The organism is Streptomyces sp. KL116D (assembly GCF_030766975.1).
Classification (GTDB): Bacteria; Actinomycetota; Actinomycetes; order Streptomycetales; family Streptomycetaceae; genus Streptomyces; species Streptomyces longispororuber_A.
The window spans coordinates 38,900-58,413 of sequence record NZ_JASERH010000046.1 but is presented as its reverse complement, the minus strand read 5'-3'; the positions used below and the strand labels follow the sequence as shown (position 1 = coordinate 58,413).

Sequence of the window (19,514 nt, the reverse complement as noted above, 5' to 3'; positions counted from 1 at the left end):
CTGCGTCTGCGTCAAGGTTCCGTACACGACGTTAGGATCGTGACCATGGCGAACCTTCGTGAGGCGCAGAAGCAGATGACGCGCCGCCTGCTGCTGGAATCGGGACTCGACCTGTTCAAGACGAAGGGGTACGCCGCCACCAAGGTCGACGACATCGCGAAGGCGGCGGGCACCACCCGCGTCACCTTCTACGCGTACTTCCCCTCGCGCAGCGACCTGATGAAGGCGCTCATCGACGAACAGCTCAACGAGGCGCTGCAGCGCGTCCGTTCGCCCGAGCACGGCTCCACGGCGCAGGGTCTGGTCGCCACGGTGACCGAGGGCACGCCCGAGGCGATCATGGCGTGGCTGCGGCAGGCCGCGGACAGCTGGCCCACGATCCGGCCCATCATCCGCATCGGCCGTGACGCCGCCGTGGTCGACCCCGACCTCACCGACCTCGTCGAGCGCTGGCTGGAGGAAGCCATCAGCGACATCGAGGACGGACTGACGGCGGCGGGCCGGCTGGAACCGCACCAGCGCCACTTCCGCGGCGTCCTCGCGATGGCCGAACTGGACTACGTCGCCCAGCACTGGGACCGCACCGACTGGAAGCTCACCCGTGAGCAGATGCTCGACGAGCTCGGCGCCAGCTGGGTCCGGCTCCTCGCCTGATCACGGGCGCCGCGCGGCGTCGAACAGCAGGGACCGCAGCCACTCGACGACGTACTGGTCGGTGATCCGGGGGTTCCAGACCATGTCGATGCCGAGTCCGGGCAGCGGGAACGGGAACTCCTCGGTCCGCAGGCCGCAGAGCGGCGCCATGGCCTCGGCGACCCGTTGCCGCAGCAGCGCGACGCCGCCCGCGCGGGAGACCAGATACGGCACCAGCAGGAAGTCGGACACCAACTGCCCGATCCGGTAGGGGATCTCGCGCTCGTCGAGGACGGCGTACGGGAACACCTGGCGGCCGGTGTCGACGACGACGTGCGGCTGGGTGGTCAGGAGGTCGAGCGCGCTCGCTTCGGCGGGGGCGTCGGGGGACGCGACGACCACGCACCGGTCGTCGTACAGCCGCTCGCGCGGGAACGGCGACACGTGGCCCTCGGAGACGAGGGTGACGTCGACGCCGTGGTCGGTGAAGGTGGCCTCGGTCGGCACCGTGAACGTCCGCAGGCGCAGGGTCACGCGCGGGGCCCGCCGCCTGACGAGCCGGGTCAGCGGGGGACCGATCACGGACGCCGTGCTGGTCGTCATGGCGACCGTGACGACGCGTTCGTCGGTGGCGGGGTCGAAGCTGGGGAAGTTCACGATGTGCGCGGCCTGTTGCAGGGCGCGGCGCAGCGGCGTGATCAGCTCCAGGGCGTGCGGGGTGAGCGTGACGCCCTTGCCGTGCCGGACGACGAGTTCGTCGCCGAGCAGACGGCGCATGCGGGTGAGGGCGTGGCTCATGGCCGGCTGGGACAGGCCGACCCGCTCGGCTGCCCTGGTCACCGAGCGCTCCTCCAGCAGGGCGAGGAGGGGCACCAGCAGGTTGAGGTTGACCGAGGCGAGCCGGTCGAGACCCGAACCCGTGGTGCCCGTTCCGTCGTCAGCCATGGCGCGAACCCTACGTCGTCGGCTCCGTCATCCGGCGCAGCCGGGGGATCGGCACCCGCAGGCCGAGCGCGGCGGCCGTCGCGCTGCCGTCGGCGTGCGACCAGCGCATCAACGCAGGTCCGCCGCCCGGTTCCCCCTCCAGATAGGTGGGCACTCCGGCCGTCGGCAGCCGTCCGGCCGCCTTGAGGGTCAGGCCGAACTGCTCGGTCCAGAAGTACGGCCGGAAGCGCAGCGGGGGAGCCTGGTCGCCGTGGAGCAGGGCGCGTGCCGCGGTTCTGGCCTGCTCGATCGTGTTGCTCCACAGCGGGACGCGGCGCACTCCGTGCGGGGTGGGGAAGGCCGCGAGATCGCCGACGGCCGCGACGTCCGGCCGGGCCAGGCCCCGCACGTCGACCGGGACGGCTCCGTTCGCCGTGAGTCCGGTGTCCGCGAGCCACTGAGTGTTGGGGACGTCGCCGACGGCGCTCACGATCAGCTCCGCTTCGACGGTTTCCCCGCTGTCGAGGACCACCCGGCCGGCGTCCGTGGTCCCGTCGATCCGCGCGGCCGTCTCGGTCCGTACGAGAGTCAGCCCGCTGCTGAGCGCTGCGGACACGAAGACACCGGCGAGGTGCGGGCCGAGCTGCCGGGTGAGCGGAGTGCCCTGCGAGACGAGGGTGGTGCGGCAGCCGGAACCCACGCACGCCGATGCGATCTCCATGCCGAGCGGGCTGCCGCCGATCACGACGACCGACGGTGCGGACGCGAGCCGGTCGCGCAGGGCCACCGCGTCGTCGAGCCCGCGCAGGGTCGCCTCGTCGGGCAGGCCGGACAGCCGCCGGGCCCGGGATCCGGTGGCCAGGACCAGCCGGTCGTACGGCAGGTCCGTGCCGTCGTCGAGGGCGACGCGCCGCCGGGCGAGGTCGAGCCGGGTCGCGCGGACGCCGAGCAGTTCGGTCGCCCCGTGGCTTGCCGGGGGCAGCTCGTGCGCGGTGCGGGCGTCGCGGTCACGCAGCAGTGCCTTCGACAGGGCGGGCGGCTGTACGCCGGGTGCGGTTCGTCGCCGACGATGGTCAGGTCGCCGTCGAACCCGGCTTCGCGCAGGCTGTCGGCGGCGGTCAGGCCGGCGATCCCGTTGCCGACGACCACGATGCGGCCGGCCGCTGTGGTGCTCATGCGATCCTCAGCGCGGCGACCGGACAGACGCGTACGGCGGCCTGCGCCGGAGAGGTGTCGCTCTCCGCCAACTCCTCGCGGTCCAGGACGAGTTCACCGTGCTCGTCGAGGTGCATGAGCTGGGGTGCGGCCTCCTCGCACAGGCCGTGACCCTCGCAGCGCGGGCGGTCGAGGACGATCTTCATGCGGGGATCACCTCCAGGACGGGGAGCCGCTCGATGCTCCGGGTGATGTTGGCGGGGACGCGGACCTCGGGGCCGACGACGAGGCGTCGGACGCGCCGTGCCAGTGCGTCGATGACGGCGTGGGCCTCCAGCCGGGCGAGTCCCTGGCCGGCGCAGCCGTGCGGTCCGTAGCCGAAGGCGAGGTGGTCGACCGGGTTGCGGGCGACGAGGAAGGCGTCGGGGTCGTCGTAGTGCCGCGGATCGCGGTTGCCGGCGCCGAGCAGGAGGGCGACCTGGGAGCCCGCCGGGACGACGGCGCCGTCGACGACGACGTCCTTGGTGGTGCGGCGGCCCCAGGCGTTGACGGGCGGCCAGTGGCGCAGTACCTCGTTGAAGGCGGCCGGTACCAGGGACGGGTCGGCGCGGACCAGGTCGAGCTGGTCGGGGTGCGCGGCGAAGAGGGCGACGACGTTGCCGATCGCGGCCACGGTGGTGTCGAGACCGGCGCCGAGGTACTGGTGGATGACGTGGCCCGCCGTGCCGGGCGGCACGGCGCCGCGGGCCTCGGCCTCGAAGATGCCGCGGCCCACGGACCCCGCGGCGAGGTCGTCGGCGGTGACCTGTGCGCACCACGCGTACAGCTCGCCCGCGACCGGGAAGCTCTCGGCGGTGCGCCGGTTCATCGGCCCGATGACCTGCATGGCCGCCTGGCCCCAGCGCAGCATGTTGGTGCGCACGTGCCCGGTGAAGCCGATCAGGTCGGCCACGACCTCCAGCGGGAAGGCGCGGGCGAGCGCGTCGACGGCCTCGAAGGAGCCCTGGTCGACGAGTTCGGCGACGAGGGCGTCGGCCTTCGCCTCGATGCCGCCCTTGAGTCCGCGCAGCGCACGGGGCGTCAGGTTCTCGGTGAGCGCCGCGCGCAGCCGGGTGTGTTCCGGCGGGTCGGAGGCGAGGGAGGTGCCCGTGAGCGCCTCGTCGGCCGCCGGGTTGAAGGCGATCGAGGTCGAGGAGAAGGACTCCCAGTCCGCGAGTGCGCCGCGCACGGCGTCGTAGCGCGTGAGTGCGTACAGGTCGTTCGAGGGGAGCCGGACGACCGGACCGAGCTCCCGCAGCGCGGCGTACGCGGGATACGGGTCGACGACGACGTCATCGGCGAACAGGTCGACGTCCGAGGTGGGTGGGGTGCTCATGGGCTCAGTGAAGTGGCTCGCCCGGCATCGAACAAATGAATGATTGGCATGCCGAAGCATGCGCGCCATTCATTATTTTTTCACAGTGTCTGTTTCATTGACGTCATGTAAAGCGAATGGCTAACGTGAGCGCAGCCACAGGGTGCTGAGCACCCCATCCCGCACACGTGAGGCAGGCATGAGCGGCAAGAGCAACACTGTGAACACCGTCCTCGGCCCCGTGCCGGCCGGGGAACTGGGTGTCGTTTCGGTCCACGAGGCGCTGCTGTCCGTGGTCCCGGGCGCCGAGCACGCCTTCGACATCACCATCGACCGCGCCGAGGTCTTCGAGATCCTCGCCGCGAAGCTGACGGACTTCCGCGCCCACGGCGGCGGCACCGTCGTCGACAGCACCGGCATGTTCCACGGCCGCGACGTCCGGCTGTACGAGGCCCTCTCCCGCGCGACCGGCGTGCACGTCGTGGCCTCCACCGGCCAGGGGCCCGAGGAACTGCTCGGCGGCTACTTCCTGACACCGCAGACGAACCCGCCGACGCCGTGGCCCGCCGACAGGTTCGCCGACCTGTTCGCCAGGGAGGTCACCGAAGGCATGGTCGTGCCGCGCGTCGAGCGACGCGGCGCCGCCGGGCTCGTGGCCACCACCGCGACCCGTACGGGGATGACCGCGACCGACGAGAGCCTCTTCCGCGGCGCGGCGCGCACCGGCCTGAGCACCGGCGTCGCCGTCTCCGTCCGCCCCGGCGCCGACGCCGTCCACGACCTCGACGTCGTCCTCGACGAGAAGCTGCCCGCCGACCGCGTCGTCGTCGGCGATCTGGACCGCGTCGACGTCGTCGCCGCGGGCGCACCCCTGGGGGTCGCCCGGCGCGGCGCGTACGTCGCCCTCGACCACGTCGGCGCGGCGGACCCCGATCACCTCGCCGATCCCGAACGCGCGGCCCTCGTGGCCGAGTTGGTGCGCGCCGGGCACGGCGACCGTGTCCTGCTGTCGAGCAGCGCGACCGGCGTGGCCAAGGGGCACTCCGGCAACGACATCGCCTACAGCCACCTGCTGACCGACTTCGTCCCGCTCCTCACGGCGCAGGGACTCGGTGACGACGACGTGCGGCGGATCCTCGTCGACAACCCGCGCGACCTGCTGTCCGTGCGCTGACCGCACCGACGCGCCGACCCATCAAATTCCGCTCCCTGAAGGTGAGTTCTGTGTCGCGAGTGAATACCGTCCTGGGACCCGTCCCGGCCGAGGAGCTGGGGCTCGTGGCCGTCCACGAGCACATCGGCTACGGCATGCCCGGCTCCGAGCTGGACACGCAGTGGTGGAAGACCCCGGAGCGGCGCTACGAGGAGACCGTCCCGAAGCTGCGGCGGTTCCACGACCACGGCGGCGGCACCTTCGTCGACGCCACCGGCATCTGCAACGGCCGCGACGTCGACCACTACAAGTCGCTGTCCGCCAAGACCGGCGTGCACATCGTCGCCTGCACCGGTTTCGTCGGCGGCGACACCGCCCTGCCGCACTTCGCCCGAGCCGACGTCGACTACCTGATGCGGCAGTTCGTCCACGAGATCACCGTCGGCATCGCCGGCACCGGCAGCCCCGCCGGCGTCATCAAGGTCGGCGTCAGCCGCGGCGGCCGGATGACGGACCTCGACAAGCGGATCTACCGGGCCGCGGCCCGCGCCGCCCTCACCACCGGCGTACCGATCCTCACCCACCTCGCCATCGACGCGGAGAACGCGATCGCGATCTTCGAGGAGGAGGGACTCCCGCTGCACCGCGTGCTGTTCGGCCACGTCGACGACGGCGTCAACGCCGACAAGACGCGCGACGTGTGGATCGCCGAGCAGGGCGGCCGCATCGGCTTCGACACCTTCGGCTACGAGACCGAGCTGCCGGACCCGCCGTTCTGGGCCCGCCCCCGCCAGGAACGGCTCGACCACTTCCTGAGGTTCATCGGCGACGGCCGCCTGAAGCAGGTGCTCGCCTCCGCCGACGCCAACTGCAGCCCGCTCGGCTGGCCCGGCGTCAAGGGGCACACCGTCAACTACATCTTCGAGGACCTCATCCCGGACCTCCGCGACGCCGGCCTCGACGAGACCGCCATCAGGACGATCTTCGTCGACAACCCCGCGGACTTCCTGACCGTCCAGAACTAGAGAGACACACATGCACTCCTCTGACCTGAAGAAACTGAAGATCGCGGTCGTCGGGGCGGGATACGGCGGCGCGGCGGCGGCCAAGGCGCTGAGCCTGCTCGGCGCCCAGGTCGACGTCTACGAGCAGGCCGGCCGCATCCGCGAGGTCGGTGCCGGCATCGGACTGCGACCCGCCACCATGAACCGGTTCCGCCAGTGGGGCACCTTCGACGCCGTCGCGGACGTCAGCTCGCCCAGCGAGTACTTCGAGATCCTGACGGCGGACGCCGAACCGATCATGAAGGAGGCGTGGCCCGCCGCCGAAGGGCAGACCCGCACCCACCTGATCCACCGCGGCGACTTCATCGACGCCCTCCTCGGCGTCCTGCCCGACGGCATGGTGCACCTCGGCCACAAGCTGGAGCGCGTCCAGGACCTGGGCGACCGCTCCCGGCTCACCTTCACGGGCGGCCGGACCGTCGAGGCCGACCTGGTCGTCGGCGCCGACGGCATCAAGTCCGTCGTGCGCGAGCAGCTGTTCAGCGCCGCGCAGCCGGTCTTCTCCGGCGAACACGCCTACCGCGCCGTCATCTCCGCCGACGCCGCCCACGGCATGGTCACCGACGACAACCTGCGCATGTACATCGGCCGCGGCACCAAGGTCTACCTCCTGCCGCTGCGTCACCGCGGCCAGGTGTCCTTCGACATCACCGCCCTGTGCCCGGACGGGACGTGGGCGCCCGAGGTCACCAAGGACGACCTCATGGCGACCGTCGAGGGCTTCGACGAGCGCCTCGTGAGCATCACGCGCGATCTCGACATGAGCACTGTCAACATCCGCGCGGTCTACGACATCGACCCCATCGACACCTGGCACTCCGACTCGGTCGTCCTCGTCGGCGACTCCGCCCACTCGATGCTCCACCACCAGGGCCAAGGCGCCAACTCCGCGATCGAGGACGCCGGAGCACTCGCCGACGCCCTGCGCGACGCCGCCTCCCTGCCCGCGGCACTGGCCCACTACCAGGCCACCCGTAAGCCGGTCACCGACGAGCTGCAGCGCATCTCGCGCCAGGGCTGGACCGAGGCGGAGATCGACGACGTGTTCCCCGGCCAGAAGCCCGCGGCCACCGCACCGAAGGAGTAGCCCCGATGCCGCTGCACCCCGAGATCGCCAAGGTCCTGGCCGCGCTGCCCGCCCCGCCCGACGGCCCCCTCGACCCGGTCGCGCTGCGCGCCGCCGACGAGACCCAGGTCGCGCCCGCCGCCGACCGACTGCCGCTCCACACGGTCCGGGACACCACCGCCCGGACCCCGTCCGGCGACGTGCCCGTCCGCGTCTACACGCCCGACGACGCCGAACGGCACGGCCTGCTCGTCTACTTCCACGGCGGCGCCTTCTTCCTCGGCAGCCTGGAGACCCACGACCACGTCGCACGGGCACTGGCGAAGGAGACCGGACTCAAGGTCGTCTCCGTCGGCTACCGCCTGGCACCCGAACACCGCTACCCGGCCGGACTCGACGACTGCTACGCGGTCGTGCGCTGGGCCGTCGAGCGGGGGGCGACGCTCGGCTGGGACGGTACGACCCTCGCCGTCGCGGGCGACAGCTCCGGCGGCACCTTCGCCGCCGCCGTCGCCGCCCGCGCCCACGACGACGGCTTCGACCGCATCACCCACCAGATCCTCTACTACCCCTCCCTCGACCTCGACTTCGACGTCGACCGGTACGCCTCACTGCGCGAGAACGCCGAGGGCTACGGCCTGGAGACGGCCGGACTGCGGCCCTTCAACGCCTTCTACCTCGACAGCGGCGCCGACCCCGCCGACCCGCTCGTCTCGCCCGTGAAACGCGCCGACCTCACCGGCCTGCCGCCCGCACTCGTCGTCACCGGTGAACTCGACCCGCTGCGCGACGAGGGCGAGGAGTACGGGCGGAGCCTGGGCGCGGCCGGCGTCGAGACGACGGTCAGCCGGTACGTGGGCGCGGGCCACGGCTTCGTCCAGCACTTCTCCTGGATCCCCGAGTTCCACCAGGTGTTCGCGCAGACAGCCGAGTTCATCGACGGTCCGGCGCGGCGCGTGGGGGAGGGCCGCACCCCATGACGCATGCCGAGAAGCACGAGACCGTCGCCGTCCATCCCCTCGTCTCCCCGTGGGGCAGGTTCGGCCTGTACAGCTTCTTCATCGACGCACCCGAACCGGCCGTCGTCGACACCGGGATCGCCTCGTCGCCCGACGAGGGCATGGCCCCCGCCCTCGCAGCGATCGGCCGCCGCATCGAGGACGTCCGCTGGATCCTGCTGACGCACGGTCACATCGACCACATCGGCGGCGCGTTCGCCCTCTGGGAGCGCACCGGGCGGCGTGCCCGGGTCGTCATCCACGAGGCCGACGCCCCGCTGCTCCGCTCCCGGCGCGCCCACGTCGACGAGTACCTCGCCGGCCGGGGCCGCTACCTGGCGGACCCCGAAGGCGAGGCGAACGTGAGCGCCGCGACACGGGCCGTCATCTCCGGCGAGATGGAACCCCACCTCCTCGTCCGGGGTGGCGAGACCCTCTCGCTCGGCGGCGACGTCACTGTCTCCGTCCACGCGATCCCCGGCCACACCCCCGGTTCCGTCGCCTACTCCGTGGACGGGCAGCGCTCCGTCTTCGTGGGCGACGCCGTCCAGGTCCACGGCGCCGCGAACGGCTTCCCCGGCTACACGGACCCGGCCGCGTACCGCGGCAGCCTGGTGCGCCTGCGCGACGAGATCCGCCCGCACCACCTGTACCTCGGACACCCCTACCGCCGCGCGGACGGCACTCCCTACGGCGTCGAACTGGACGCCTCCCAGGCCCACGAGGCCCTCACCCAGAGCCTCGCCGCCGAGGAACGGGTCGGCGCGGCCGCCCGCGCCTGCCTGGCGGCTGGCCACCGGGAGACGGACTCGCCGTACTCCCCGTTCGCCGCCGTCGCCGAAGCGGTCGGCTACACGGGCGACCCCACCCTCGAACCCTCGCCGTTCTTCACGTCGATGCACGGCTACCGCGAGCAGTCCGACCAGAACGCGTGACACAGGAGCAGCGCACCATGACCGACATCCAGACGCTGCGGGCGGGCGAGCAGACCATCGCCGTCCGCAAGGACCTGCGGGTCCCCCTGCGCGACGGCGTGGAACTCGCCGCCGACGCCTACCACGCCGTGGACGACACCCCCCGCCCCGCGCTCATCGCGATGAGCGCCTACGGCAAGGAGCTCCAGGCCCTCGCCCTCACCACCCCGCCGCAGCGCCGGCCGAGCCCCATGTGGGACGGCTGCATCGAGGCCGGCGACATCGCACGCGTCGTCAAGGAGGGCTACGTCCACGTCATCGGCGACATGCGGGGCACCGGCGACTCCGGCGGCGTCATGATCGGCAACTACAACTTCGGCGGCGTCCCGCAGGGCCAGGACCTGTACGACGTCGTCGAGTGGGTCGCCGCGCAGCCCTGGTGCGACGGCAACGTCGGCATGATCGGCATCTCGTACTTCGGCTCGATGCAGGTCCTCGCCGCCGCCGAGCGGCCCCCGCACCTCAAGGCGATCTTCGTGAGCGGCGGCCACTTCGACTTCTACGAGACGACGTACCACGGCGGCGTCATGTGGTTCATGCCCCGCGCGGCACGCGAGGGCCGCGGCGGCGACTCCGGCATCGCCCACACCGACGTCAAGTCCCGTATGCAGGAGGTGTATTCACCGCAGGAGCTGAAGAAGCTCGTCGACGAACGCCTCGCCGACCCCGACGTGGCCGCCTGGCCGAACCTCGTGCACGTCCTCAAGTACCCGAAGAACCGCGAGTTCTGGTTCGACATCGTGATGAACCCCCTCGACGGCGACTGGTACGAGGAACGCAACCCGGTCAACCTGGCCCGGAACATCGACATACCGGTGTATCTCCAGATCGACCAGGGCCGCGGTTGGACGGTGGACGGCCACATCGAGCTCTTCAACGCCCTCAAGGGCCCCAAGAAGCTGGACATCGGCTCCTACCCGCCGATGCAGTCGCGCCCCTGGATCGAGGAGCACGACAAGATGTTCCGCTGGTACGAGTACTGGCTGAAGGGCATCGACAACGGCGTCATGGACGAGCCGGCCGTCAGCGTCTTCGTCGAGGGCTCGCGCGAGGTGGTCACCGCCGCGCAATGGCCGCCCAAGGAGATCGCACACAAGGCGCTCCACCTGCGCCCGCGCCACAAGCTCTCCTTCGAGCCCGAGTCGATGGGCGCCGAGCACGCCGTCCCCGACGGCTTCTACCAGGCACCGCTCACCGTCACCGACAAGGTGGAGGTGCTGACCTGGAGCACCGAGCCGTTCGAGGAACCCGCCGAACTCATCGGCACGGGTGCGGCGCACCTGTTCGCCGAGATCGACCAGCCCGACACCAACTTCATCCTGCGCCTGTGGGACGAAGCCCCGGGCGGCGGACGGCAGTTGATCACCACCGGCTACCTCAAGGCGTCGCACCGCGAACTCGACGAGGAGCGCACCACCGAGGGCGACCCCTACCACCCGCACACCCGGTCCGTACCGGTGGAGCCCGGAAGGATCGAGGAGTACGTGCTGCGGCTCTATCCGTTCGCCGCCACCTTCCGGCAGGGCCACCGCCTGGTCGCGGAACTCTCCAACAACGAGCCCCTCGCCGACGCCCACAACGCCCTGCTGCCGCCCGACGCCTTCCATCTGCCGGTGGGCCGCCCGGTGACGCACCGGATCTACCGCGACGCCGCGCACCCCTCCCGCCTGGTCCTGCCGTTCACGACGACCTGACCGGATGAACCGGCGCGCCCCCCCCGAGCGCGCCTCACCCGGCGGCGGCCCGGCGATCGTCGATCTCGACGTGCAGCCGCGGCCGAGCGGCCACGATCCGGTCGAGGTCGTCGGGGCCGAGGGCGTGAGCCGAGCGCAGGGGCGGGCCGGGCAGGAAGTGCACGACGGTCCCGGTGCTTCCGTCGTCGACGACCGGCTCCAGACCGCTCGTGGGCACACCGAGTCCGTACCGCTGCTGCCACGACCCGTTGTGGCGGCGGTTGGTGTGGATGAGCCACGTACTCAGGGCTGCGACGACGGACATGCCCCGGCGCGGATGTCCGTCGGGCAGCGGCGGGGCGGCGGGGTCGTCGAAGAAGCGGAGGTCCTTCGTCGCCATCACTGGCTTCTTCACGACCTCGCCCTGTTCGTCGACGCGTGTGTCGGTGCCGCGCCCGTCGTCGGCGACGGCCACGGACCCGTCGGCGCCGAGGGTGACGCGGCAGTGCCCGCCGCTGCCGCAGTCGGCCTCGTCCGCCGCGTAGGCGACGACTTCGAGGACCAGATGCAGCAGGCCGCCGGGCGCGAACGAGAAAGGATTCCGGCGAACGTGCTCAAGGTGGTCGTGGTCCACGGTGGCGGCCCAGTCGTGTGTGGTGTTCCGCCAGGAAGCCCTCGGTGTCTCCATCAAGGAAGTATGCGCAAGGGGAGGGCGAGGGGGAGGGGGAGGGGTACGGGCAGGTGCAGGGGGCCGGTGGGGCAGACCTGCACTTCGGCCATGTCGAGCACCCGGCCCCGATCCGCAGGTTCCACCGAGGAGCAGTTGTCGATCGTCGATGCGTTGATCGTCGACGATCCGGACGGCCAGGACACCGACGAGGCGCCCGAGCCGCTGGCGTCCCTGTGCAGGGTGGCCGGGCGCCTGCAGCTGTGGCAGGTGCCGTCGGCCGGTCGCCGACTCGGGCTGACGATCGGTCAGGCCGACCGGGAGTTTCCCTACGAGTTGCTCGCCGCCGTCGCAGACAGTTCCACGCTCCCGATGTGAGTGCCGGGACCGCGGCGCCACGGCGCCATTGACGACGCACGCGGGCCGGCACTGCCGCGGGGCCGCACCAGAGGGTCGTCCCGGGGGTTAGCCCCACCGCCGGTCCGGTTGATCACCCCATCGCAGCGCCCCTCCCGCTCGGACATGCTGAACCGCAGGCACAGGGCGGGGATGCGCACGGCCCCCGTATCGGGTCTCCGCATGTCGCGGTGGTCCTGGCAGCGGCGAAGGAGCATCACGTGAGCAAGTACGAGCGGACCAAGCGGACCATGGGCGGGGCACTCACGGCGGCCGTGGCGGTCGGCGTCGTGGCGGGCGCGCTGCCGGACGGCGTCGCGAGCGCCGCGACCACGGACCGGCCGGCCTCCGCCCGTTCCGCCCCCACCGGCGGCCACGCCCGACTACAGGCGATCATGGACCGGTTGACGACGGTCGACGGGGCGCCCGGAGCGCTCCTCCAGACGGGGGACCGGCACGGCGGCACCACGGTGCTCACCAGCGGTGTCGCGGACGTGCAGAGCCAGGCCCCGGTGGACCGCGACAGCAGGTTCCGGATCGGCAGCATGACCAAGCCGTTCGTGGCCACGGTCGTGCTCCAGCTGGTGCGGGAACAGCGCGTCGTCCTGGACGCACCCGCGGCGCGCTACCTGCCCGACCTCATGCGTGACGGCGACGGCAACAAAGACAGCAAGATCACCGTCCGGCAGCTGCTCCAGCACACCAGCGGCCTGCCCGACTACCTCGACCTGCTCTCCCCGGCGGAGATCCTCAAGGACCCGTTCGCCCACCACGACCCCCGCGACCTGGTGAACCTCGCGCTGGCCGCGCCCCGCACGTTCGAGCCCGGCAAGGGCTGGGACTACTCGAACACCAACTACCTGCTGGTCGGCATGCTCATCGAGAAGGTCACCGGCCACCCCTACGGCGACGAGATCCGCCGGCGCATCATCGAACCGCTGAACCTGAGCCGGACGTCCCTGCCCGGCGACGTTGCGGAGATCGAGGGCACGCACCCGCGCGGATACGTGCGCCCCGGCAAGGACGCCCCGCTCGTGGACTTCACCGAGTTCAACCCGTCCGTCGCGGGAGCCTCAGGCGAGATGATCTCCAGTGCGGGCGATCTCAACCACTTCCTGGACGCCCTCGTCGGCGGCGAGCTGCTGTACCCGGCCGAACTGCGGCAGATGATGACGACCGAGCGCACCGGCGACAAGGGCCGGCGGTACGGCCTCGGCCTGGAGAGCAACAAGCTGCCCTGCGGCGGCCGGTACTGGGGCCACGGTGGTGACGTCTTCGGCTTCCAGAGCGCCGGCGGTGTCACGGCCGACGGAAGGCAGGCCACGGTGATGGCGACCGTCGACCCGGGCGGCACGGACGCACAGGACGACGACATGAAGGCAGCCATCGAGACGGCGCTCTGCCAGGACCGGCGCTAGGAGCCCCCGTAGCCAGAGCTGTTGGGAGCGCCCTTGCGGATCGTCAGGCCGGTACGGACGGGCGTGGTTCGCCGCGGAAGACCTCGCTGAAGTGCCAGGCGCGGTGGTCGTCGGCGACGCGGCGGGCGCCCGGCTGGGGACCGGTGAGCGGACGGCCCGCGAGCGCTGTGACCTGCGCGCGGGCTGCCGCGCTGTGGCCGACGAAGCTCTGTGAGACCAGGACGCGGTGGTCGTCGCCGACTCCGAGGACGCCCTTGTCGAAGAGCTTGTGGTGCAGCGAGCACAGGCACAGCCCGTTGTCCACGCGATCCGGTCCGCCGAAGGCCCACCAGTGCACGTGCGCGGCTTCCAGCCCGACGGACACCGCGCCGATCCGGCCGTCGTAGCCGCAGAAGGCGCACTGGAACTCGTAGGCGGTCAGGACCAGTTCGCGCATCCGCCGGTCACGCCGCTGCCGGGCGGCGAAGAGCCTCTCGGTCTCGGCCGACTCCAGGTCCAGGCCGACGGCTTCGCACAGTTCGCTGTGGAGCGAGGGAGGGAAGTGCAGGTCGAGCAGTGACCTGGCCATGCGGTGCAACAGATCCGGGTCACGCCTCAGATCGGTCCGGAGATCCGGCGCGAGCCGTCCGGTGGCTCCCGACTCCCGCAGTTCCCGGAGGCCCGTTCCGGGACTGCCCGGTCCGCGGGCGGTGCGCACTTCCCAGACGCCGTCGCTGACCAGGTGGTGGAAGGGATAGGCGGGGGTCGTCCTGTGCGGCGGACCGTACTCGGTCAGCAATCGCCGGAGGTCATCCTCCACCGCGCTGAACGGCAGCTCCCCGTCGGCGTCCTCCTGGAACCGGCCGAGGGCGTACAGGAGCAGCAAGGGCTTGTGCGGCGCGCGCGTCCCGCTGCGGGTCCACTGCCGTAGCTTCGTGGTGCGCTCGAGCCAGTCCATGGCCGGTGATCATAGCGACGGGATCACCGGGCCTCGCCGCTCCGGGACGACAACGGCGCCCACGTGTACCGGACCCGCACCCCGTGATCGCGGAGCCAGGCGGTCTCCCGGTGGCGGAGTTCGTGGGCGGACTCCGGGGCGATCGCGCTGGGCCAGCGGACGAGTACCGCGGTGACGTGGCCCGTCTGCACCAGCTGTCGCACCCGTCGCCAGCCCCGGCGCTCGGCCGGGTCCGGCTCGCCGTACGTGTCGGTGACGATCTCGGAGATCGTCAGCCCGCGCTCCTGGGCGAACGCGCGCCCTTCCGTCTGCGCGCACTGCGTGGCTTGACCGGGTGCGCCCGGTGCTCGGTCGGCGCATACGTACAGCACGACGGGAGAGGCGAGTTCACCGTGGGGGGTCATGGGTGCCTTCTGTGAGTGGGCCGACGAGCGGGGTGTGTCTGTCGCGCGAAGGGGGACGCGTCGGGGCGGTGCGGTGCCGACGGCGGTGTGCGCCGCAGGGCGAGGTGGGCCGCCGCCGTGGGGGCGGGGGTCGTGGTCGGCTCGGGCCGGAGACCATGCCGACGAACGCGTCGGCATCGTGCGTCCCTCCCGGGCCGGATGCTGCGTCAGAGCTGTGACGTGACCGCTCATGTTGCAACTATGCGCGTGATCGCACTCACGCTGCAACCGACTCCCTGATAATTTCAGCAGGGCGGGTATCACCATGGCGTCGACATCAAGTCACTGCCAGAATGGTGTTGTTGATGAACCCTCAGGAGGTTGGGCGTGAGTGAAGCCCGTTCCGGCACCAGTGCGCCGACAGTCCTGCGCATGATCCTCGGCCGTCGGCTGCAGGACATGCGACTGGGCGTCGGCGCCTCGCTGGAGGACGCGGCGAAAGCTCTGCGCGTGAAGACCCTGACGATCCGCCGGCTGGAGAAGGCCGAGGTCGCCCTGAAGCCTCTCTATGTCGAGAAGCTCCTGGAGACCTACGGTGCGGACCGCCAGGAGATCGACGAGTTCGTCGACCTGGCCGAGCAGGCCAACGAGCCGGGCTGGTGGCACTCCTACCGGGACGTCGTGCCCAGCTGGTTCACGGCCTACGTCAGCCTGGAGACCGGCGCCAAGACCCTGCGTACGTATGAACCCCAGTACGTCACCGGACTCCTGCAGACTCCCGAGTACGCGCACGCCGTCCTGCGCGGCGGCCTGCCGAACGGCAGCGAGGAGGAGGTCGCGCGCCGCGTGGAGCTGCGCATGCGCCGCCGGAGCCTGCTGGAGAAGGAGGACGCGCCGACGCTCTGGGTGGTCATGGAGGAGGCAGTCCTGCACCGGATGGTGGGCAGCCCCGACGTGATGCGCGAGCAGATCGAGTGCCTCCTGGAGATGTCCGAACTCCCGCACATCAGCGTGGACATCGTGCCGTTCGCGGCGGGCGCGCACGTCGGTGCATGCGCTCCCTTCACGTACTTCCGGTTCGAGGAGCCCGAGCTGCCCGACATCGTCTACAGCGAACTCCTGTCCGCCTCGGTCTACTTGGACCAGCGCGCGGACGTCGTCGCTCACCTGGAGGCACATTCCCGTATGGCTCTGCTCACGTCGTCCGAGGACAGCAGGGCGCTCTTGAACCGCATGCGCAAGGAGTACTCGTGACGATCACCGACGAGGGCGTCTACAACGGGATGCCGGCCCGTGATCTCGGGGAGCACGGCTGGGAGCGCCCTTGGAGCGGGCCGAACGGCGGGCAGTGCGTCGAGACGAAGAGACTCGCCGACGGCCGCGTGGCCGTGCGGCAGTCGACCGACCCGGCCGGACCGGCGCTGATCTACGCACCGGAAGAGATCGCCGCGTTCGTCCGCGGCGTCAAGGAAGGCCTGGCCGACCACTTGGCCGCCGGCTGAACCGGCGGCACGAGGGACGAGGACCCGGTCCCTCACCCGGCCCGCGGGCCGACCGACACACGCAGGAAAGGGAGAACATTGACCAGCAGGCAGGCCGGCCGGGATCTCGACACGAGCAAGGCGCACTCGGCCCGGATGTACGACTACTTCCTCGGCGGCAAGGACCACTTCGAGATCGACAAGGAAGCCGCGCTGGTCGCCGCCCAGGCCCACCCCGGCATCTACGTGACCGCCCGCGAGAACCGGGCGTTCATGCACCGGGCCACCCGCGTCCTGGCCCAGGAGCACGGCATCCGCCAGTGGCTCGACATCGGCACGGGCATCCCGACCGAACCGAACCTGCACCAGGTCGCGCAGTCCGTCGCCGTCGACGCCCGCGTCGTGTACGCGGACAACGACCCGCTCGTCCTCAAGTACGCCGAGCGCCTCATGCGCAGCACGACGCAGGGCCGCACGGCCTATGTCGAGGCCGACGTCACGGACCCCGATTCCCTGATGGCCGCGGTGGAGGACGCGGAGGTCCTGGACTTCGACCAGCCCGTCGCCCTCTCCCTGAACGCCCTCATGCACTTCATCACCGACCCGCACGACCCGTACGCCATCATCAAGCGGCTGCTCGACCCGCTTCCGGTGGGCAGTGCCCTCGCCATGAACCACTGCACCCCCGACTTCGACCCCGTCACGTGGAACAAGGTCGCGGAGGTCTACACCAAGTCCGGTTCTCCGGTGCAGTTCCGCTCGCACGACGACGTGAGCCGCTTCTTCGACGGGCTCGATCTGATCGATCCCGGCATCGTCTGCTGCCACCGCTGGCGGCCCGCGGGTTCCTCCGACGGATCGGAGCCCACGGACGCCCAGATCAGTCTGTTGGCGGGCGTCGGCATCAAGCGCTGACGTCGCGCTCCAGCCCTCCGGGGGTGCCTGGTCTAGGCTCATCGGCATGTTGATCGAGCACCGCGGGAAGCGGCCAGTGGTCCCTGCATCCGCCTATGTGGCTCCGTCGGCCGTGCTGTGCGGCGCGGTGGTGCTGGGCGAGCGTGCGCGGGTGCTGCACGGTGCCGTCCTCACGGCGGAGGACGGCGAGGTGCGGGCCGGCCGGGACGTGGTGGTGATGGAGAACGCCCTGGTGCGGGGCAGGGCGAATCATCCGGCCGTGCTCGGGGACGCGGTGCTCATCGGGCCGCACGCCCACGTCAACGGGGCGCGCGTCGAGGACGAGGTCTTCGTGGCCACCGGGGTGTCGATGTTCCCCGGGGCGGTGGCGGGGACCCGCTCGGAGTTGCGGATCAACAGCGTCCTCCACGTGAACTCCACGCTGCCCCCGGACACCGTGGTGCCCATCGGCTGGATCGCGGCCGGTGACCCGGCACAGCTCTTCTCCCCTGACCAGCACGCCGAGTTGTGGGCGGTGCAGGAGGGCCTGGACTTCCCCGGCACCGTCCAGGGCGTACCGCGGGGCACGTCCATGCGCACCGTCATGGCCCGCCAGACCGACTTCTACGGCGCTCACCGGGACGACCGGCCCCTGCCCGAGTGACCCGTCCCGACCGGGTCAGCGGATGGTGACCTGAACGGTGTTGGAGACGGCACCGCCACCGACCATGCGGATCTTGTTGAGGCCCTTGATGCCGAGCTTGACGCGCAGGTTGTAGGCGTGGCTGCGGGTGGTGTTCATGTGGATCGGCAGACTGACCCAGCCCTTGCGCTGCAACTGCTGCAGCGTGACGCGGGTGCCGGCCGCCATGCGGGTGGACGAGCCGTAGACGCGGAACTCCTGCCAGGCCTTCGCGGACTTCACCGTGGCCTTCGCGGACAGGGTCGGACGGGGAGCCGTCTTCTCCGCGGCCTGCTGTACGCCGCCGACTGCGGCGTGAGGGGCGGTGGTTGACGCGGTCGCGACTGCCGCGGTGGCCAGCGGTGCGGTGCACATCAGCAGACCGAGGCCGAGACCGGCAGTGCGCGTCAGGGCGGAATTCATTGAGTCTCCCGTACGTCGGGTGGCAATGGAATTCACGCAATATATGACGATATGCGCGAGATGTCGGGAGTGACATGCGGGTGGGCGCCGTGGAGGCGGTGTCAGCCCGCGGCGCCCCGAGGCTGGTCTCATTGCCTCCGGCGACCTGGCGACTTGGCGACCCGGCGATCCGGCGGCCCGGCGAGGCTCGTCAGTGCACGCGATCCCCGCAATCCGCCGGGAGCAGCACGGTGCCCGGCGGCAGTTCGGCCGGTTGGCGACCGGTGACCCGCAGACACGCCTCGGCTTCGGATTCGACTTCGGCTTCGGATTCGGATTCGGGCGAGCCTGCCGCGAGCGGGTACTCGACGGTGACCTCGCTCAACCCGGCGATGACGCCCGCGCGATGCGTCTCCGCCTCGTGCACGCCGTCGGGAAGACGGCCGGCCAGGATGCCGAAGGCCACCGCGTCGCCGCTGTCGGCGACGCACTCGCGGACCTCGAAGCGCCAGTGCGTGTCCGCGTCGGCCAGCAAGGACCTGCCCGCCTTGCCGAGGCCGACGAGGAAGGCGCGGCGGACCCGCAGATGGTGGGCGATGGCGCAGCACAGCGGAACCGCGATGCCGTCGTGATCCGTGACCCGGGTGTACCCGGCATGCGGGTAGCAGTCCAGGGCCTCGCCCAGCAGCCCCAGCGCGGTGCCCCGTGCCACCGGAGGCCCGTGCTGCGCGATGTCCAGGAGCAGCGGGGCGGCGACCGCGGCCGCCGGAAACGCGGCGGCACTGTGACCGTGAAGGATCCCGCGGTCGGCGAGCCGCGAGCGGGCCTCGGCCACCTGCCTCAGGTCCACCGCCTCGGCCAGGGCCTTCAAGCCACGGACGACGACCGCCGGTTCGTACCGGTCGGGACGGCCCGGCAGCGAGGCCCAGTCGACTGCGTCGATCTCCTCCAGCATGCCGGCATCGTCGCACGCGCCGACGGCGGATCGGGATTCCGAGGCCGTGCGTGAACCCGGGCCCAACGGCAGGTGAGCCGCAGGTCACGCGGGATCGGGGACCGGTGGAACTCCTTTGGCGGGCCGCAACTGTCGGGCCTCCGCACCCGTCCCACGAGTGCACCCGCGCACCGCGCGACCTGTGACCCGTGAGGAAGATGAACCGCCGTGACCCAAGCACCACCCCTGCGACGGCCTGGACGACACCTGCCGAGGCCGAGAGCGGCGGAGCGTCCACCGGCGCCGGGCCGACGGGCGGACATCCA

The 19,514-nt window shown here is 71.3% G+C and carries 22 protein-coding genes; 13 read left to right on the top strand and 9 right to left on the bottom strand.

Annotated elements, in window-relative coordinates:
- Positions 1-45: 45 nt before the first annotated feature.
- The gene (locus tag RBJ77_RS18500) at positions 46-654 is read left to right on the top strand and encodes a TetR/AcrR family transcriptional regulator (protein WP_372346040.1); all 609 of its coding nucleotides are present in this window, start codon (positions 46-48) and stop codon (positions 652-654) included.
- On the opposite strand, the gene RBJ77_RS18495 is transcribed toward RBJ77_RS18500, so the two are convergent.
- From RBJ77_RS18495 to RBJ77_RS18480, 4 genes are all read right to left on the bottom strand, one after another.
- A complete protein-coding gene (locus RBJ77_RS18495; RefSeq protein ID WP_372346039.1) occupies positions 655-1,578 on the bottom strand; it encodes a LysR family transcriptional regulator in 924 nt (307 codons plus the stop codon).
- Between the two features lie 10 nt (positions 1,579-1,588).
- Positions 1,589-2,572, bottom strand: a complete 984-nt coding sequence (locus RBJ77_RS18490; protein ID WP_372346311.1) for an NAD(P)/FAD-dependent oxidoreductase — start codon at positions 2,570-2,572, stop codon at positions 1,589-1,591.
- Positions 2,573-2,729: 157 nt separating this feature from the next.
- Positions 2,730-2,918 carry a ferredoxin gene (locus RBJ77_RS18485; RefSeq protein ID WP_372346038.1) on the bottom strand — a complete coding sequence of 63 codons (189 nt, stop codon included), beginning with the start codon at positions 2,916-2,918 and terminating at the stop codon, positions 2,730-2,732.
- Positions 2,915-4,087 carry a cytochrome P450 gene (locus RBJ77_RS18480; protein ID WP_372346037.1) on the bottom strand — a complete coding sequence of 391 codons (1,173 nt, stop codon included), beginning with the start codon at positions 4,085-4,087 and terminating at the stop codon, positions 2,915-2,917. The genes RBJ77_RS18485 and RBJ77_RS18480 overlap by 4 nt, the downstream gene beginning before the upstream one ends.
- Before the next feature lie 178 nt (positions 4,088-4,265).
- Here RBJ77_RS18480 and RBJ77_RS18475 point away from each other — a divergent pair, with 178 nt between their 5' ends.
- From RBJ77_RS18475 to RBJ77_RS18450, 6 genes are read left to right on the top strand one after another with little or no spacing between them, the layout of a single operon-like run.
- Positions 4,266-5,240: a phosphotriesterase gene (locus RBJ77_RS18475; RefSeq protein WP_372346036.1), complete on the top strand. Its 975-nt coding sequence runs from the start codon at positions 4,266-4,268 to the stop codon at positions 5,238-5,240.
- 50 nt (positions 5,241-5,290) lie between these two features.
- Positions 5,291-6,244 carry a phosphotriesterase gene (locus RBJ77_RS18470; RefSeq protein ID WP_372346035.1) on the top strand — a complete coding sequence of 318 codons (954 nt, stop codon included), beginning with the start codon at positions 5,291-5,293 and terminating at the stop codon, positions 6,242-6,244.
- A 10-nt stretch (positions 6,245-6,254) separates the two neighbouring features.
- Positions 6,255-7,370, top strand: a complete 1,116-nt coding sequence (locus RBJ77_RS18465; protein ID WP_372346034.1) for an FAD-dependent oxidoreductase — start codon at positions 6,255-6,257, stop codon at positions 7,368-7,370.
- Between the two features lie 5 nt (positions 7,371-7,375).
- Complete coding sequence (locus RBJ77_RS18460; protein ID WP_372346033.1) at positions 7,376-8,329, top strand: alpha/beta hydrolase; 954 nt, start codon at positions 7,376-7,378, stop codon at positions 8,327-8,329.
- Positions 8,326-9,282: an MBL fold metallo-hydrolase gene (locus RBJ77_RS18455; protein WP_372346032.1), complete on the top strand. Its 957-nt coding sequence runs from the start codon at positions 8,326-8,328 to the stop codon at positions 9,280-9,282. Before RBJ77_RS18460 ends, RBJ77_RS18455 begins: the two co-directional genes overlap by 4 nt.
- A 17-nt stretch (positions 9,283-9,299) precedes the next feature.
- On the top strand, positions 9,300-11,015 hold the full coding sequence (locus RBJ77_RS18450) for a CocE/NonD family hydrolase (RefSeq protein ID WP_372346031.1): 1,716 nt from the start codon (positions 9,300-9,302) through the stop codon (positions 11,013-11,015).
- A 34-nt stretch (positions 11,016-11,049) separates the two neighbouring features.
- Here RBJ77_RS18450 and RBJ77_RS18445 read toward each other — a convergent pair whose 3' ends face one another.
- On the bottom strand, positions 11,050-11,682 hold the full coding sequence (locus RBJ77_RS18445; protein WP_372346030.1) for an ATP-binding protein: 633 nt from the start codon (positions 11,680-11,682) through the stop codon (positions 11,050-11,052).
- Between the two features lie 66 nt (positions 11,683-11,748).
- Between RBJ77_RS18445 and RBJ77_RS18440 the strand changes: the two genes are divergently transcribed.
- Both RBJ77_RS18440 and RBJ77_RS18435 read left to right on the top strand, forming a co-directional pair.
- Positions 11,749-12,039: a hypothetical protein gene (locus RBJ77_RS18440; protein ID WP_372346029.1), complete on the top strand. Its 291-nt coding sequence runs from the start codon at positions 11,749-11,751 to the stop codon at positions 12,037-12,039.
- A 239-nt stretch (positions 12,040-12,278) separates the two neighbouring features.
- Positions 12,279-13,475: a serine hydrolase domain-containing protein gene (locus RBJ77_RS18435; protein ID WP_372346028.1), complete on the top strand. Its 1,197-nt coding sequence runs from the start codon at positions 12,279-12,281 to the stop codon at positions 13,473-13,475.
- A gap of 43 nt (positions 13,476-13,518) precedes the next feature.
- Here the strand turns inward: RBJ77_RS18435 and RBJ77_RS18430 are convergent, their stop codons facing one another.
- On the bottom strand, positions 13,519-14,412 hold the full coding sequence (locus RBJ77_RS18430) for a phosphorothioated DNA-binding restriction endonuclease (RefSeq protein ID WP_372346027.1): 894 nt from the start codon (positions 14,410-14,412) through the stop codon (positions 13,519-13,521).
- Positions 14,413-14,435: 23 nt separating this feature from the next.
- Positions 14,436-14,816, bottom strand: coding sequence for a hypothetical protein (locus tag RBJ77_RS18425; protein ID WP_372346026.1), 381 nt, complete (start codon positions 14,814-14,816; stop codon positions 14,436-14,438).
- A gap of 366 nt (positions 14,817-15,182) precedes the next feature.
- On the opposite strand from RBJ77_RS18425, the gene RBJ77_RS18420 reads away from it, so the two are divergent.
- The 4 genes from RBJ77_RS18420 to RBJ77_RS18405 all read left to right on the top strand — a co-directional run bounded on the left by RBJ77_RS18420 (position 15,183) and on the right by RBJ77_RS18405 (position 17,834).
- The gene (locus tag RBJ77_RS18420; RefSeq protein ID WP_372346025.1) at positions 15,183-16,049 is read left to right on the top strand and encodes a helix-turn-helix domain-containing protein; all 867 of its coding nucleotides are present in this window, start codon (positions 15,183-15,185) and stop codon (positions 16,047-16,049) included.
- Positions 16,050-16,078: 29 nt separating this feature from the next.
- Positions 16,079-16,297 (top strand): DUF397 domain-containing protein, encoded by a 219-nt coding sequence (locus RBJ77_RS18415; RefSeq protein WP_305128255.1) that lies wholly within the window; start codon positions 16,079-16,081, stop codon positions 16,295-16,297.
- A gap of 78 nt (positions 16,298-16,375) precedes the next feature.
- The gene (locus RBJ77_RS18410; RefSeq protein ID WP_255975880.1) at positions 16,376-17,191 is read left to right on the top strand and encodes an SAM-dependent methyltransferase; all 816 of its coding nucleotides are present in this window, start codon (positions 16,376-16,378) and stop codon (positions 17,189-17,191) included.
- A 46-nt stretch (positions 17,192-17,237) separates the two neighbouring features.
- Positions 17,238-17,834, top strand: coding sequence for a gamma carbonic anhydrase family protein (locus RBJ77_RS18405; protein ID WP_372346024.1), 597 nt, complete (start codon positions 17,238-17,240; stop codon positions 17,832-17,834).
- Between the two features lie 15 nt (positions 17,835-17,849).
- On the opposite strand, the gene RBJ77_RS18400 is transcribed toward RBJ77_RS18405, so the two are convergent.
- The gene (locus RBJ77_RS18400; protein ID WP_372346023.1) at positions 17,850-18,275 is read right to left on the bottom strand and encodes a hypothetical protein; all 426 of its coding nucleotides are present in this window, start codon (positions 18,273-18,275) and stop codon (positions 17,850-17,852) included.
- Positions 18,276-18,465: 190 nt separating this feature from the next.
- Positions 18,466-19,209 carry a hypothetical protein gene (locus RBJ77_RS18395; protein WP_372346022.1) on the bottom strand — a complete coding sequence of 248 codons (744 nt, stop codon included), beginning with the start codon at positions 19,207-19,209 and terminating at the stop codon, positions 18,466-18,468.
- Positions 19,210-19,514 lie beyond the last annotated feature (305 nt).